Below are 14,156 nucleotides of genomic sequence, written 5' to 3'. Positions count from 1 at the left end.
CGCCGCCCCGCCGCACGGTCACCGGGGGATCAACCCCTGCAACACCGCGAGCTGCGTGGCCGCCACGGACAGGTTGGCCCTGTCGGGGTCGATCTTGGGCTTGGCGTCCCAGGGCTGCGGCACGTCCGGGTGCGCGTACTCCACCCGGTCGGCACCGCGGACGGCGGTGGGGCTGCCGAAGGGCACGGTGCACTGCGCGTCGTAGTTGGGCGGGAAGTTCTGTTCCTGCCAGTCGAAGGACGGGTCCTGCGCCTTCATCTGGTCGATGATCTCCCACGTACCTTCGTATCCTTGCGTACACGCTGGTGGGTTGTTCGTCTCGAGGGACAGACCGAAGTGGATTGTCCCGTCCCCCGGGGCGACGGACATCCCGCCGGCGGCCAGCGCCGGCAGCAACTGCAGCAGCACCTTGAACGACGGGGCCAACGGATCGACCGTCTTCATCGTGGTCGACAGATTGCCGACGGCGCGCGAGAGCGGCTCGCCGGAGTTCTCCACGAGGTAGCGGGTCTCGTCGGCGAACTCCGGTCCCGTGGTGATCAGCCGTTCCAGGTCGGAGTCCGAGTCACGCAACGCCTCGGTGACCGTCCTGAGATCGCGGGAGAAACTGACGATCTCACCGGACTGGTCGGCCTGCGTCTCCAGGACGGTCGCCCCGTCGCGGATCAGCGTCTGCAACTGCGGCATGGTGCGGATACCGGACTCGGAAATCCGGATGAGGGAGTCCGAGAGTCGCTCCAGTTGGGGTCCCCGGCCCTGGAACGCCTTGCCGAGTTCATCGACGGTCACCTCGAGATCGTCCAAGGGGACCGATCGGGAAAGGTCGTCGACGGAGGCCAACAGGTTCTCGACGGGTACCGGCAACGCCTCACGTCCGGCGGAGACCACGTCCCCGTCCTCGAGATACGGCGCCGAGCTGCTGTTGGGTCGCAAGTCCACGTACTGCTCTCCGATGGCGGAGCGGTTGGCGACCACGGCCTCGGTGTCCGCCGGGACGTCGGGGGCGCTCGAGTCGAGGTCGAGCTCGACTCGCACACCGTCGTCGGTGAGCGAGAGCTCGCCCACCCGTCCGATCGCCGTGCCGCGGTAGTTGACGGCCGCGTTGGTGAACACCCCGCCGGTCTCGGGTAGGTCCAGATAGACCTGGTACTGGCCGATCCCGAAGAGCGAAGGTAAGCGAACGTAGTTGGCACCTACATAGGTGATCCCGACCGCGGCGATCACACAGAAGGCGATGAGCTGGGTGCGGAGTGTCTTGCTCATCGGTTTCCTGGCTCTCCTGGTTCGGGCAGGTAGTTCTCGGAGAACTCCGAGACTCCTGGTGCGGGCTTGGGCACCACCGCCCGGTCCATGACCGGCGGGACCGGCAGGAGCGGCAGCACGATGGTCGTCCGCCGGTCCGGGCCGTTGTCGCCGACCCACGGGTTCTGCGGGTCCACGACGTAGGGCCCGCTCGTGGTGTTCGGACGGCGAACCACCGGTTCGCCCTGATTCGCCCCCAGATTCCGGAGCGTCTCAGAGATCGTCGCGTCCACGGAGAGAAAGATGTTGGCCGCGCCGCCGACGGTCGCCGGGATAGACGAGTCCGGGAACGGGAAGGTGGGGACGAAACCGATCAGTTCGATGAGCTCCGGAGTCGACTCGCCGAGGGACTGCAGCACAGGGCGCAGCGCCCGCAGGTCGGCGATGAGGTCCTCCCTGCTGGTGAGCAGGACTTCCGAGCCGACCTGGCCCAGTGTGTCGACCCGGCGCAGCATCTCCACGAACTGCGAGCGCTGCTCCTCGAGCACCGCCACCCCGGCGGGCAGCTCGTCGAGCGCCGCCTCGATCTGCTGGCGCTGATCGTTGGCACGCGACGTCATGAGGTTCACGCCCTCGAGGGCTTCGGTGATGCTGTCGCGCTGCCGGTTCAGGCCCCCGATGAGCTCCTCCGCCGATCGCAGGGTCCGGGTGAGATCCTCCTCGCGGCCGTCGGTGGCCTTGCGCAGTTCGGCCACGATCGGTTGCAGTTGGTCCACGCCGCCGCCGTTGAGCAACAGCGACAGCGCGCCGAGAACCTGCTCGATGTCGGTAGCCGTGCGGGTGTCCGAACTGGCGATGACGTCACCGCCGGACAGCTCTCCGGTGGGCGGCTCGTCCTCCGGCGGGCTGAGCTGCACGAACTTCTCGCCAAGGAGATTGGTCTGCTGGATCGAGGCCTCGACGTTGGCGGGGAGCTCCATGTCGCCGCGGAGGACGATGTCCACCTCTGCGGTCCACCCGTCCTCCGCCAGCGAGATACCGGACACGCGACCGGCGTCAAGACCATTGACCTTGACCGACGACTGCAGGACCAGGTCCAACACATCGTCGAAGCGGACGGCCACGTGCATGGGGTCCTCACCCAGGTCCGCGCCACCCGGCAGAGTGTAGTCCTCCAGATTCAACGAGCACCCCGCCGCGACGGCGGCCACGAGCGCGCTGGCACCGACCGCGCGGACGGCGCGACCGAGGATGGGCGTGGTCGGCCGGATCATCCCCGTCCCCCTTCCGAGGCGGGCGTCATCGGCCACCCGCGATTGCCCTGGACCGTCCCGGGAACCGGGACAGACTGATTCATCTCGCCAGCGAGGATGCCCAACGGCAGATCCGGGTTCGACGCTTGTAGATCGGCGTTGCGCTGCGGCGCGAGAGCCTCGCAGGCCTCGATATCGGCGCGCCGGAGGTTGTCGAGTTCGGCCAGCATCTGGTCCCCGGGGTTCAGGCGGCCAAGTGTCATGAGCTGGCACAGGACGCCGGCCGGGTCCTGCAACTCCGGGATGCCGAGACGTAAGGACAACAGCCCGGCCTCGGGGTCGTAGGCGCCGATGAGGTTGGACAGAGCCAACGGAGCAGTCTTGAGGATCTCCTCGATGTCGCCCCTCTGGTCCGCGGTGATCTGACTGAGTCTCACCAAACGGTCCGCATTGCTGCGGATCACGTCCTGGTTGTCCCGCACGACACGCGCGACGTCCGCGAGGGCGTAGCTCAGTTCGGCGAGGGCGCCCTGGAGGTCCTCGCGCTGACCAGCGACAGTCTGGTTGAAGGTCGACATCTGGGAGTTGAACTGCCTCACCTGGGCATCGTTCTGCGCGAGCATCGTGACGAACGACTGCAGATTGACCACGGTCTCGCTGATGTCCTGACTCGAATCCGCCAGCGTCGTCGCGGCCTGCGACAACTCGTCGATCGACCGCCCGAGTGCGGCACCGTTGCCTCCGAGCGTGTCCGCGGACGCGGTGACGAACCGGTCGAGAGCGCCGTCCTTGTTGGCACCCTCCGGGCCGAGAGCATCGGTCAGTTCCTCCACCGAGGCGTAGAGCTGGTCCACCTCGACCGGTGTCGCGGTCCGCTCGAGGGGGATGTGCGCGCCCGATTCCATCTTGGGGCCGCCTGAGTAGGCGGGCAGTAGTTGGACGTTACGGTCAGGGACGACCGAGGGCGTCACCTGGACCGCCTTGGCGTCCGCCGGGACGTCCACGCCCCGGCGGACGTGGAACTCGACCTCGACGGTCTCCCCCATCGGGGTCACCTTGTCGACGGAACCCACCGTGACCCCCAGGATCCGGACATCGGAGCCCTCCGATATTCCGACGGCTGTCGGGAAGGTGGCGGTGATGCTGGTGCGTCCGAACCCCGTGACGGCGAGGAAAATCACAGTCACGGCGGCCACGACGACGACGAGCAGCAGCCCGACGAACGAGTACGGCATCTTCTTGTGCATCAGTTGATCCCACTCTGTCTGGCCGGCGCGCGGGCGCCGGGATAGAAGGGCGGCTCAGGAATACCCGGCGGGACGAGGTTGGTGACCACGGTGTCGAACCATCTGCCCGAGCCCAGAATGTTGGAGTACAGCCGATAGAAGGGCCCGAGGTTGTGGATGGATGCCCTCAGCTCTTCCTCGTGGTCGGTCAACACCGCCAGGGCGGAGTCGAGACTATCCAGGGTCGGCTTGAACTCGGCCTCGTTCTCCGCGACGAACCGGCGGAGTTCGATCGACAGTCCGCGCGTGGAGGCCAACACCAGCTTGAGACTCTCGGCGCGGTCGTTGAGTTCGCCCAACAACTGTCCGGTGCCGATGATCAGGCGCCGGAAGTCGTCATTACGGTCCGCCACGATCTGGGAGCTCGTACGCGTGGCCTCGAGTAGGTTCCGCAATTCGGCGTCCCGGCTGGACACGGTCTGCGACAGACGCGCCAGGCCGTCGACCGCGCCCCGGAACTCCTCGGGCGACGCCTGCATCGTATCGGTGAGGGTGTCCAGGCTCGCTGCCAATTTGGCGTCATCGATCTCGTCGAGCGTCTCCGCTGCGGAGGAGAAAGCTGTGACCACGTCGTACGGGGCCACCGTCCGCTCAAGCGGGATCGGCTCCGACGTGTCGAGTTCCCCGGTTCCCGCCGGGCTCAGCGCGAGGTACTTCTGGCCGAGCACGGTCTTGAGTTGGATGCTCGCCCGGGTGTCGTCGCCGAGCCAGGCGTCCTTGGCCCGGAAGCCCACGGCCACCTTGTCGCCGTCGAGCGCCACGTCGGTCACGACGCCAACCTTGACGCCGGCCACGCGGACCTCGCTACCGTCCGCTAGCCCGGCGGCCTCGGAAAAGTAGGCTGTGTATTTGGGTCCCGCCCCGACGATCGGTAGCGCGTCGAGTCTGAACGACACGGCGGTCAGGGCGAGGATCACCAGGACCCCGATCGCTCCGATGGTGGCGTTGCTGAACCTCGGCTCGTTCGCACTGCGCTTGCTCATGGGATTCCCCCTGCGTGGCACCGGGGCGCGACGTTGGTGTACACCGGATGATTGATCGTGGGACCGCCGCTCGGAAGAAGGTTGGGCACGTTGGTGCCCGGGCCGTGCACCACGTCGAGTCCACAGAGATAGAACTGGAGCCAGGACCCGAACGAACCCATCCTGATGAGGTTGTCGGTCTTGCGCGGCAGGTTGATGAGAACCTCGCTGAGCGTGTCGCGGTTCGTCGTGATCTGGTCGCTGACCACCTTGAGGTGGTCGAGCGAATCCGTGACGGCGGGCCGCGTGGCGGTGACGATGTTCTCCGCCGACGAGGTCAGATCCGCCATCGAGTCGAGCGAACTGCCGATAGCGTCGCGCTCGTCGGCGAGTCCCTCGACGAGTTGCCTGGTGGTCACCACGAGCTGCTGGAACTGCACGTCCCGCTCGTTGATGGTCTCGAGGACCCGGGTGAGGTTGTCGATGACTTCGCCGATCACCTGATCCCGATCGGCCAGGTGGTTGGTCAGCTCACCAGTCTGGCGGACCAGGCTCGTCACGGTGCCGCCCTCCCCTTGCAGTACCCGCACCAGCGAGTCGGCGAGCGCGTTGACGTCCTCCGGCTGCAGGGTCGTGAAGAGCGGGCGGAAACCGTTGAACAGCGCCGTGAGATCGACCGCGGGCGAGGTCTTCTCGATTCCGATCGTGCTCCCTTCCTCCAGGGCCGATTGGACGGGTCCGGGCTCCCGGGAGATGTTCAGGTACCGCTGGCCGATCATGTTCCGGAACCGCAGTGCCAGGTGCACGTTGGCCGGCAGCGTGCGGTCGCCGACCAGGGTGAAGTCCACCTTAGCCAGGTCGCGTTCGTGGATCTCCATCCCGGTGATGTTGCCCACCACGACGCCGGCTATCCGGACGTCGTCGCCCTCCTCCAGCATGGTCACGTCGGAGAAGATCGCAGAGTACTCCGTACCTTCCGCCCGGGTGCCGCCCCTGATGGTCACGGCGAGGACCGAACTGAGCAGCACTGTGACCACGATGAAGACCACCAGTTTGACGAATGACCCCAGCAGGCCGCCACGGAATAGGGCCTTCAGTTTGGCGTTCATCGGAAACCGACCTCCGTTCCGCGAAGCGCCGGGGCGCCGATCTGGCCGATCCAGGCAGGGATCTCCTGCGCGCCGCGCGAGGACGCGACCCCCAGGACGGTTCGGACGGTGTCGGTCTCCAGCGGCGAGCCGGCGTAGGCCATAGCCACCACGTCGGTGTCCTGACCCGCGGTCACGGTTGACGGAAACGGCATATTGGGCTGCTCGGGCACCGCCCGCCCGGGAGCCGGGGGAACCGAGCCACGGTTACGGAGTGCCGGAACCGGCCCGTCCCGGAGAAGCGGATTGGGCAGAGTCGGGATGAACGCGGGCCCCGGATTGCGGGTGGGGATCTGGTAGCTCCCGTCGGCGATCGCCCCGCCGGGGGCCCCGCCGAAGATGAACGGCTCCTGCGCCGGGTCGTAACAGCGGGGACCGCGGGTGTCGAAGAACCGCGGCTCGTCCTGGTTGGGCACGTAACGCCCTCTGGGATTGACGAGCTCGAGCGTCACCCGGATGGCGGGGTGCTCGGTGCCCACGCCCAGGATGGCGTCGGACCGGTCCAGAAGAGTCATGAAATTCCCCACCGAGCACGGCAGTGCTGGCGAATACTCAGCCAGGTACTCCAGGGAGGTGCGCGAGTCCACCGCCAGGGAGATGAGGTCGTCGCGGTTCGCGGCGAGGAAACCGGTAAGGACCTCGGACGACTCGCTGATCCGCCGCAGTCCGTCGGCGATGTCGGGGCGGCGCTGGACCACCGTGTCGCCGGTGGTGCGCAGAGCGTCCAGAGCGTTGATGAGATCAGGCAGCGCCTCGGAATAGGTCTGGGAGAATGTCGCCAGATCCTCCAGCCCGGATTCCAGAGCGGGCAACTCCTGGTTGATGCCGTCGAAGACCTGTCCGATCTCGACCAGGCTGGCGCCGATCTCGTCCCCACGGCCTGACAACGCCTGGTTGATCGCGCCGAGCGTGCCCGCCAGTTTCTCCGGCGGGACCGCCTCGAGAACGGGGAGTAGCCCGTCCAGGACGCGCCCCAACTCGATCGCGTTGCCGCGGGTGTCCTGCTCGATGGTCGCTCCCGGTTCGAGCGTCCCCACGGGCTCATCGGGGAACCCCAGGTCGACGAACCGCTCACCGAACAACGTCTTGGGGAGCAGGCGGCCACTGACGTTGGCCGGCAGTTGTTCCATGAGCGCCGGGTCGAACTCCATGTTGATCTGCACGCGGTCCCCGTCGGGTTCGACACCGGAGACGCGGCCCACGAGGACACCGCGCGCCTTGACGTCGGCGTCGTTCGGCAGCGCGAACGCCATGTCGTCGGTGTACAGGGTGACGCCGTCCGAGTCGGTGAAGGCGCGGTTGTAGATCGCGATGGTGGTCCCGACGAACGCCAGGACGATAATGATGAAAAGGGCGGCCAGCAACCGCTTGGAGAGAACGGAGAGCTCGTTCATCCCGCCACCCGCACAGTCGTGGTCGTGCCCCAGAGGGCGAGTCCGACGAAGAAGTTGAGGATCGCCACCACGACGATCGTGGTGCGGACGGCCCGCCCCACAGCCACGCCGACGCCGGCCGGACCGCCGGTGGCGGTGAAGCCGTAGAAGCAGTGGATCATCACCAGCACGAACGCGAAGATGATCACCTTGACGAACGAGTAGATCACGTCTTCCGGTGGCAGGAACAGGTGGAAGTAGTGGTCGAACGAGCCGGTGGACTGGCCCTGCACGATGGTGTTGACGCCCCTCGTGGCGAGGTACGAGGACAGCAGGCCGACGACGTACAGCGGGATGACCGCGATGAATCCGGCGATCACCCGGGTGGTGACCAGATAGGGCACGCTCGGGATCGCCATGACCTCCAGGGCGTCGATCTCCTCGGAGATCCGCATCGCGCCGAGTTGGGCCGTGAAGCCGCAACCGACGGTGGCGGACAGGGCGAGTGACGCCACGATGGGGGCGACCTCGCGGGTGTTGACGTAGGCGGACAGGAACCCGGTGAGGACCGAGCTACCGATCTGGTCGAGGGCTGCGTACCCCTGCAGGCCGACGACGACCCCGGTGAACCCGCTCATCATGCCGATGACGCCGATGGTTCCACCGAGCACCGCCAGGGTGCCGACGCCGAAGGTCACTTCCGCGATCAGACGCAATACCTCGTGCCGGTAGTGGACGATCGTCTGGGGAATCCAGCGGATAGCCCTCAGGTGGAAGGCGAGCTGGTCACCCAGGGAGTCGAACGAGTTGACCGGGCCACGGACGAGGGCCCTCAGCCGGGCCCGCGTGGGTCCGACATCGGTATGGATCGCCATTACGACCCCTTCGGGGGAACGATCTGCAGGTACATCGCCGTGAGGATGAGGTTGGCGAAGAACAGCAGGAGGAATGTGAGGACCACGCCCAGGTTGACGGCGTCGCCGACCCCCTTGGGTCCGCCCTTGGGGTTAATCCCGCAGTACGAGGCGACCACGCCGGCGATGAGTCCGAAGATCAGGGCCTTGATCGAGGACATGATGAAGTCGGGCAGCTGGGCGAGGGCACCGAACGACATCAGGTAGGCGCCCGGTGTGCCGCCCTGCAGCATGATGTTGAACACGTAACCGCCGGAGATCCCGACGATGGAGACGAGTCCGTTCAGGAGCACCGCGACGAGCATCATGCCGAGCACCCGGGGGACGACGAGTCGTTGGATGGGGTCGATCCCCAGGACGCGCATCGCGTCGAGTTCCTCGCGGATGGAGCGGGCGCCCAGATCAGCGGCCACCGCCGACCCGGCGGCGCCCGCGATAAGCAGCGAGGTCACCAGCGGCGCGCCCTGCTGCACGACGGCGAGGACGCCGGTGGCCCCCGTGTAGGCCTCGGCGCCGAGCTGCTGGACGAGCGACCCGGTCTGCATCGCCACGACGGCCCCGAACGGGATCGCCACCAGTGCCGACGGGAGGATCGTCACCGAGGCGATGAACCAGGACTGCTCTATGAACTCACGGAACTGGAACGGTCGCCTGAAGACCCCTCGTAGCACGTCGAGGAACAGTCGGAATACCTCGCCGGCCCCGCCCACCGCGGTCCGGAAGCCTCCTCCGACATCGGCCGGTGACATACCGGCCCGTCCTTCTGGATGCTGGGTCGTACTCTCCGCCATCAAATCCCCCCGGTTCGGTCGACGCGTCATTTCTCGTCGGACCCGTAGTGCTCGTCCACTCCGGACGAGTTGGAGCCCGCGTCCGACTGCGACGAGGTGGCCCCTGCAGGCGCCGACGCGGCGACCTTACCGTTGCCGTGACCGCGAGAGGCCCATTCCTCGCGGATGGCCTGCTGCGCACCCTCCGGCAGCGTGTCGAGCATCTCTGCCACCCTCTCCTCACGCCGGATCTCACCCTTGCGCTCGGGGGCGCCCGGGGTCGGCTGCATCTGCGGCGGCACCCCCTTGAGCTCGTCCTCGCCCGGGGATCCGTCGTTGTGCCCCTCCTCCGCCTGCTTCATCTCCTCGCGCATCTGCGCGTCGTCCTTCTCCTCGGACATACCGATGGGACCGAGCTTGGAGCCGCGCAGGAACTGGCGGACGGACGGTTCCTCGCTGGTGAGCAGCACCTCGCGGGGTCCGAACATCACGAGCTTCTTGCGGTAGAGCATTCCGAGGTTGTCCGGCACTGTGCGGGCGAGGTTGATGTTGTGCGTGACGATGAGGATCGTGGCGTCGATCTGGGCGTTGATGTCGATGAGCAGCTGAGCCAGGTAGGTGGTGCGGACCGGGTCGAGGCCCGAGTCGGGCTCGTCGACGAGGATGATCTCCGGGTCCAGCACCAGGGCGCGGGCCAAGCCTGCGCGCTTGCGCATGCCGCCGGAGATCTCGCCGGGCAGTTTGCCCTCCGCTCCGGTGAGACCGGTGAGCTCGAGCTTCTCCATGACGATGTCTCGGATGTCACTCTCCGACTTCTTCGTGTGCTCGCGCAGCGGGAACGCGACGTTGTCGTAGAGGTCCATGGACCCGAACAACGCACCGTCCTGGAACAGGACGCCGAAGAGCTTGCGGATCTCGTAGAGCTCCTTGGCGGTGCACTGCAGGATGTCCGTGCCGTCGATGATGATCTTGCCGCGCTCCGGGCGCAGCAGCCCGATCAGGGACTTGAGGAACACCGACTTGCCGGTACCCGACGGACCGAGCAGCGCACTGACCTCGCCCTCGGGAAGGGTGAACGTGACGTCCTCCCAGATCTTCTGCGAACCGAAGGACTTGGTCAGACCCTCGACGGAAACCTCGACACCCACGTCAACCACTCCTCACTGCGGCCATGATCTGTGGCCACGGTCACTGTAAACTACCGCTCCGGAGGCATGCTTTGTTACATCCCGTGGAAAAGTGTTTCGTTTTCGCGGCCAGAGGGCAGGCGGGCGTGAGGAAACGGGCGAGTGGAACGCAAATAGGACAGGGACGGCCAGGCGATATCGCCGGGCCGTCCCTGGTGAAGCGGTAGTGCGTCAGATCACTTGAGGGTGACCGTCGCGCCGGCCTCCTCGAGCTTGGTCTTGGCGGCCTCGGCGGCCTCCTTGTCGACCTTCTCGACGATCGCCTTGGGGGCGGACTCGACGAGATCCTTGGCCTCCTTGAGGCCCAGGCCCGACACGAGCTCGCGCACGACCTTGATGACGCCGATCTTCTTGTCGCCGGCCGACTCGAGGACGACGTCGAACTCGTCCTGCTCGGCGGCGGCCTCGCCACCGGCAGCCGGGGCGCCGGCAGCCGCGACGGCGACCGGAGCGGCCGCGGTGACCTCGAAGGTGTCTTCGAACAGCTTCACGAACTCGGAGAGCTCCAGAAGAGTCATCTCCTTGAAGGCCTCGAGCAGCTCGTCGTTGCTGAGCTTCGCCATGGTGGCGTCCTTTCTGTTGGTCCCGGTGCCGTCAGACGGCCCGGAAGCATGTGGGGTTATCAGTTTTTCTTGTCCTCGAGCGCCGCGAACAGACGTGCCAGCTGCGAAGCGGGCGCGTTGAACAGGCCGGCGGCCTTGGTCTGGTTACCCTTGAGGGCACCGGCCATCTTCGCGAGCAGGACCTCGCGGGACTCGAGATCGGCGATCTTGTCGAGTTCGGTGGCGGACAGCGGTGAGCCGTCCATGACACCGCCCTTGATGACGAGCGCCTTGTTGTCCTTGGCGAAGTTCTTGAGCGCCTTGGCGGCGTCCACGACCTCACCGGTGACGAACGCGATGGCGGTGGGACCGGACAGGAGGTCATCGAGACCCTCGACTCCGGCTTCCTCAGCCGCACGCTTGACCAGGGTGTTCTTGGCCACGGTGTACGTGGCCGCGTCACCCAGCGTCTTGCGCAGTTCGGTGACCTGCGGGACGGAGAGTCCGCGGTACTCGGTGACCACGGCGGTCGTGGAGTTCTGGAAGTGCTGCTTGATCTCCTCGACGGCCTGGACCTTTGCGGGCTTTGCCATGTTTCGCCTCCTTTCTGCATCATCTCGCCCGAGAAAACACGAACGCCCCGTGCGCAGGTGGCACGGGGCGTGGAGGAGCTGGCACGGGCCCCTGGGGACCCACGGCACATCCGACGCTGACCGGTGTTCTCCTGCGCGGGCCGTCCGGGCGCTCCCGGACCCTTCGACCACCCCCGGCGGGAGCGGCGACCTGCGGTCTTCGGTGAAACTTGATCAGGTGCCCGAGAGCAGAGCTCCCAGGCGTTCAAACTTCGGACCCAAGGATATAGGCGGCCGCCGTCGCATACCAAATCCGCCCGGGGGCGACGAATGGCGGGCCGGTCGGCTTTCTGACACATTGGTGCGGTGTCCCCAGCCCCGTCTCGCCTCGCCGTCGTCTACAACCCCACCAAGGTCGGAATCGACGAGGTCCGCCGCCTCGCCGAGGAGCGGGCGTCCAGGCACGGGTGGACGGATCCCGTCTTCTACGAGACCACCGAGGAGGACCCGGGCACCGGTCAGGCGGCACGGGCGGCCGCCGACGGTGTCGGACTGGTGATCGCGTGCGGCGGCGACGGCACCGTACGGTCGGTGGCGCAGGGCCTGCTCGGCACCTCGGTGCCGATGGGAGTCGTCCCCCTGGGAACCGGGAACCTGCTCGCCCGCAACCTCGGCGTCCCGTTGGACGATGTCGACCGTGCGTTGCGTGTCGCCATGAGCGGTCGGAGCCGCGCGATCGACCTCGGCGAGGTCCACTACACCGACGGCGACGGCGTGTCCCACGATGACGTGTTCCTCGTGATGCTCGGCGCCGGGATGGACGCCGACATGATCGCGGGCACCGACGACAAACTGAAGGCACGGGTGGGCTGGCTCGCGTACGTCGGCGCGTTCGCCAACACGCTGTTGCGCGGCCACCGGATCCGGGTCGAGTACGCCCTCGACGACGGATCGCCGATCCAGACCCGCGCGCGCACCCTCCTGGTGGCCAACTGCGGGATGCTGCAGGCGGGGATGGTGCTGTTGCCCGACGCCGTCATCGACGACGGACTCCTGGACGTTCTCGCTCTGCGCGCCAAGGGCCCTCTCGGGTGGGCGCAGGCGGGTGCGGTGCTGGCCCATCACACGTTCCAGCACCGGCTCAAGCCGATACTGCGGAGGAACTCCACCCCGGAGAGCGGGAAAGAAGAGCATCGGACCCGGCCACTGGATTTCCGCCAGGGCGTGGGGATCACCGCCCGCGTGTTGGAGAAACCGGCCGCGTTCCAGATCGACGGCGAGGACTGCGGCACCGTGACCGAGTTCTCGGCGCGGATCAAGCGGAGGGGGCTCACGGTCCGGGTGGCGGTCTGACCCGCGCTCCCCGACCTGGCCCCGGAGGTCAGGTCTCGGGCTTCACCAGCAGCGCCAGCACGTCTTGGATCCCCTCCACGGTGGGCACGGGCAGCGCTGAGCGCCCGTAGACGAACCCGATGCCGGCGTACACCAAGACGCCGGCGCGGATCCTCGCCCCCCGTTCGGAGAACCCGAGTTCGACGAACGCGTCGTGGACCACCCGCAGGATGCGTTGGTCCAGTTCGGCAACCGCCTCGGCGACGGTCTCGTCCGCCCTGGCCCATTCGCGGATCGCGGCCTCCCCCTCCCAGGCGCGGGATTCCACGAGCATCGCGCTCATGGTCTCCAGCCGTGCGTCGGGTGGCATCTCCTCCATGGTGACCAGACCACGGGCGGCGTCCATCTCCTGCGAGAAGTAGAGCCTAGCGATGGCGGCCATGAGCGCGTCGAAGTCGGCGAAATGCCAGTAGAAGCTGCCCTTCGTGACGCCGAAGTCGGCGCAGAGTCTGCTGATCTTGACCGCGGACCTGCCCTCGGTCATGAGCAGGTCCAGCCCGGCGCGGGCCCAGTCCCCCGCCGAGAGGCGCCCCGTGCGCGGACCGCTCGGCCGGGCGGACCATGTCGACCCCCGGGTCATCGGCCCGCGGCACCGTGTCGTGTCGTCATCGTCGTCACCCTACGTCGGACCGAGGGCCTCCATGACCAGAGCGCGCGAGTCCGGGTCGCGCCCGGGTTCGCCGTGCCACACGGGCCGGCTGCCCGCGAACGGCCGGACGACCCGCACCTCTGTGCCGGGCGGGGACTGTTCCAGCGGTGGGTGCACGAGCAGGTCGACCGTCGAGACGATGTCGGTGTAGACCACCCCGCGCGCCCGGAGGCCGTCCGCGTGGAGCCGGACGAGCAGGTCCGAGCCACGTACGGCCTCCCGAAACCCCTCGCAGATCGGGTCCATCCAGGCGCGTTCCCACGCGAGGATCGTGTCGTGGGTCCTCAGCCCGCGGCTGAGGTTCTCGACGTCGCCGACGATGTCGTCGCGCTGCTCGGCCAGCACCGTCAGCAGGTCGGTGGTCGTCCGGGCGGTCTCGATGCCCACCTGCCGGTTGTCGCGGACGAAGTCGCGGACCTCGTCGACTGCCAGGTCGAGCTCGGTGAGCGCCGGGCCGATCTCCCCCCGGCCGCGGGACACCGAGACGGTCACCGCCGCCATCACCTCGTTGAAGGTGGTGATCTGCTCGCCGGAACCCTCCATCGCGGCGGTGAAGGCCTCGAGGTTGCGGACGGTGGCGAAGAGGTCGTCGCGGCCGTCGGAGACGGTCTGCAGCGCCGCGCTGAGCTGACGGACCGTGTCGCGGACGTCGTCACCGCGATCGTCGAGCACCTCGTCCGCGGCGGCCACCGCGGGTAATCCGGTCGACCCCGATCGTGGCCCCCTCCGGTAGCGGGGCGGGCGTGCCGACGGCGACCGCGTGACCGAACCATACCCGAGGGCATTGTCATGCGGGTGAGCTAGGTCACAGTGTGCTCGGGGCTGCCGTACCGCGCGTGCGAACGCGAGGGAATCCGTGCCCGCGG

General features: G+C 67.4%; 14 protein-coding genes. 1 reads left to right on the top strand and 13 read right to left on the bottom strand.

The window, feature by feature from the left end:
• Positions 1 to 18: 18 nt before the first annotated feature.
• The 11 genes from G6023_RS04995 to rplJ form a co-directional block, all read right to left on the bottom strand.
• Positions 19 to 1,263 carry an MCE family protein gene (locus tag G6023_RS04995; protein WP_132063030.1) on the bottom strand — a complete coding sequence of 415 codons (1,245 nt, stop codon included), beginning with the start codon at positions 1,261 to 1,263 and terminating at the stop codon, positions 19 to 21.
• Complete coding sequence (locus G6023_RS04990) at positions 1,260 to 2,516, bottom strand: MCE family protein (protein ID WP_063971834.1); 1,257 nt, start codon at positions 2,514 to 2,516, stop codon at positions 1,260 to 1,262. Before G6023_RS04990 ends, G6023_RS04995 begins: the two co-directional genes overlap by 4 nt.
• Positions 2,513 to 3,742, bottom strand: a complete 1,230-nt coding sequence (locus G6023_RS04985) for an MCE family protein (RefSeq protein WP_182634254.1) — start codon at positions 3,740 to 3,742, stop codon at positions 2,513 to 2,515. The genes G6023_RS04990 and G6023_RS04985 overlap by 4 nt, the downstream gene beginning before the upstream one ends.
• A complete protein-coding gene (locus tag G6023_RS04980) occupies positions 3,742 to 4,764 on the bottom strand; it encodes an MCE family protein (protein ID WP_163375576.1) in 1,023 nt (340 codons plus the stop codon). The genes G6023_RS04985 and G6023_RS04980 overlap by 1 nt, the downstream gene beginning before the upstream one ends.
• The gene (locus tag G6023_RS04975; RefSeq protein ID WP_182634251.1) at positions 4,761 to 5,852 is read right to left on the bottom strand and encodes an MCE family protein; all 1,092 of its coding nucleotides are present in this window, start codon (positions 5,850 to 5,852) and stop codon (positions 4,761 to 4,763) included. The genes G6023_RS04980 and G6023_RS04975 overlap by 4 nt, the downstream gene beginning before the upstream one ends.
• Positions 5,849 to 7,285 carry an MCE family protein gene (locus G6023_RS04970; RefSeq protein WP_182634249.1) on the bottom strand — a complete coding sequence of 479 codons (1,437 nt, stop codon included), beginning with the start codon at positions 7,283 to 7,285 and terminating at the stop codon, positions 5,849 to 5,851. Before G6023_RS04970 ends, G6023_RS04975 begins: the two co-directional genes overlap by 4 nt.
• On the bottom strand, positions 7,282 to 8,139 hold the full coding sequence (locus G6023_RS04965) for an MlaE family ABC transporter permease (RefSeq protein WP_182634247.1): 858 nt from the start codon (positions 8,137 to 8,139) through the stop codon (positions 7,282 to 7,284). The genes G6023_RS04970 and G6023_RS04965 overlap by 4 nt, the downstream gene beginning before the upstream one ends.
• Entirely contained in the window at positions 8,139 to 8,927 is a 789-nt protein-coding gene (locus tag G6023_RS04960; protein ID WP_182634245.1) for an MlaE family ABC transporter permease, read from the bottom strand. The genes G6023_RS04965 and G6023_RS04960 overlap by 1 nt, the downstream gene beginning before the upstream one ends.
• A gap of 68 nt (positions 8,928 to 8,995) precedes the next feature.
• On the bottom strand, positions 8,996 to 10,096 hold the full coding sequence (locus G6023_RS04955; RefSeq protein ID WP_182634243.1) for an ABC transporter ATP-binding protein: 1,101 nt from the start codon (positions 10,094 to 10,096) through the stop codon (positions 8,996 to 8,998).
• A 215-nt stretch (positions 10,097 to 10,311) separates the two neighbouring features.
• Positions 10,312 to 10,698 (bottom strand): 50S ribosomal protein L7/L12, encoded by a 387-nt coding sequence (gene rplL / locus G6023_RS04950; RefSeq protein ID WP_007631805.1) that lies wholly within the window; start codon positions 10,696 to 10,698, stop codon positions 10,312 to 10,314.
• A gap of 59 nt (positions 10,699 to 10,757) precedes the next feature.
• Positions 10,758 to 11,270 (bottom strand): 50S ribosomal protein L10, encoded by a 513-nt coding sequence (gene rplJ / locus G6023_RS04945; RefSeq protein ID WP_007631803.1) that lies wholly within the window; start codon positions 11,268 to 11,270, stop codon positions 10,758 to 10,760.
• A gap of 345 nt (positions 11,271 to 11,615) precedes the next feature.
• Here rplJ and G6023_RS16260 point away from each other — a divergent pair, with 345 nt between their 5' ends.
• Positions 11,616 to 12,602, top strand: a complete 987-nt coding sequence (locus tag G6023_RS16260; protein ID WP_182634241.1) for a diacylglycerol kinase family protein — start codon at positions 11,616 to 11,618, stop codon at positions 12,600 to 12,602.
• Between the two features lie 28 nt (positions 12,603 to 12,630).
• Here G6023_RS16260 and G6023_RS04935 read toward each other — a convergent pair whose 3' ends face one another.
• Positions 12,631 to 13,221, bottom strand: coding sequence for a TetR/AcrR family transcriptional regulator (locus tag G6023_RS04935; RefSeq protein WP_182634238.1), 591 nt, complete (start codon positions 13,219 to 13,221; stop codon positions 12,631 to 12,633).
• 39 nt (positions 13,222 to 13,260) lie between these two features.
• On the bottom strand, positions 13,261 to 13,980 hold the full coding sequence (locus G6023_RS04930) for an MCE family protein (protein ID WP_182634236.1): 720 nt from the start codon (positions 13,978 to 13,980) through the stop codon (positions 13,261 to 13,263).
• Positions 13,981 to 14,156 lie beyond the last annotated feature (176 nt).

It is taken from the genome of Dietzia sp. DQ11-71 (genome assembly GCF_014144995.1).
GTDB lineage: Bacteria > Actinomycetota > Actinomycetes > Mycobacteriales > Mycobacteriaceae > Dietzia > Dietzia kunjamensis.
This window is presented reverse-complemented; position numbering and strand designations above follow the sequence as displayed.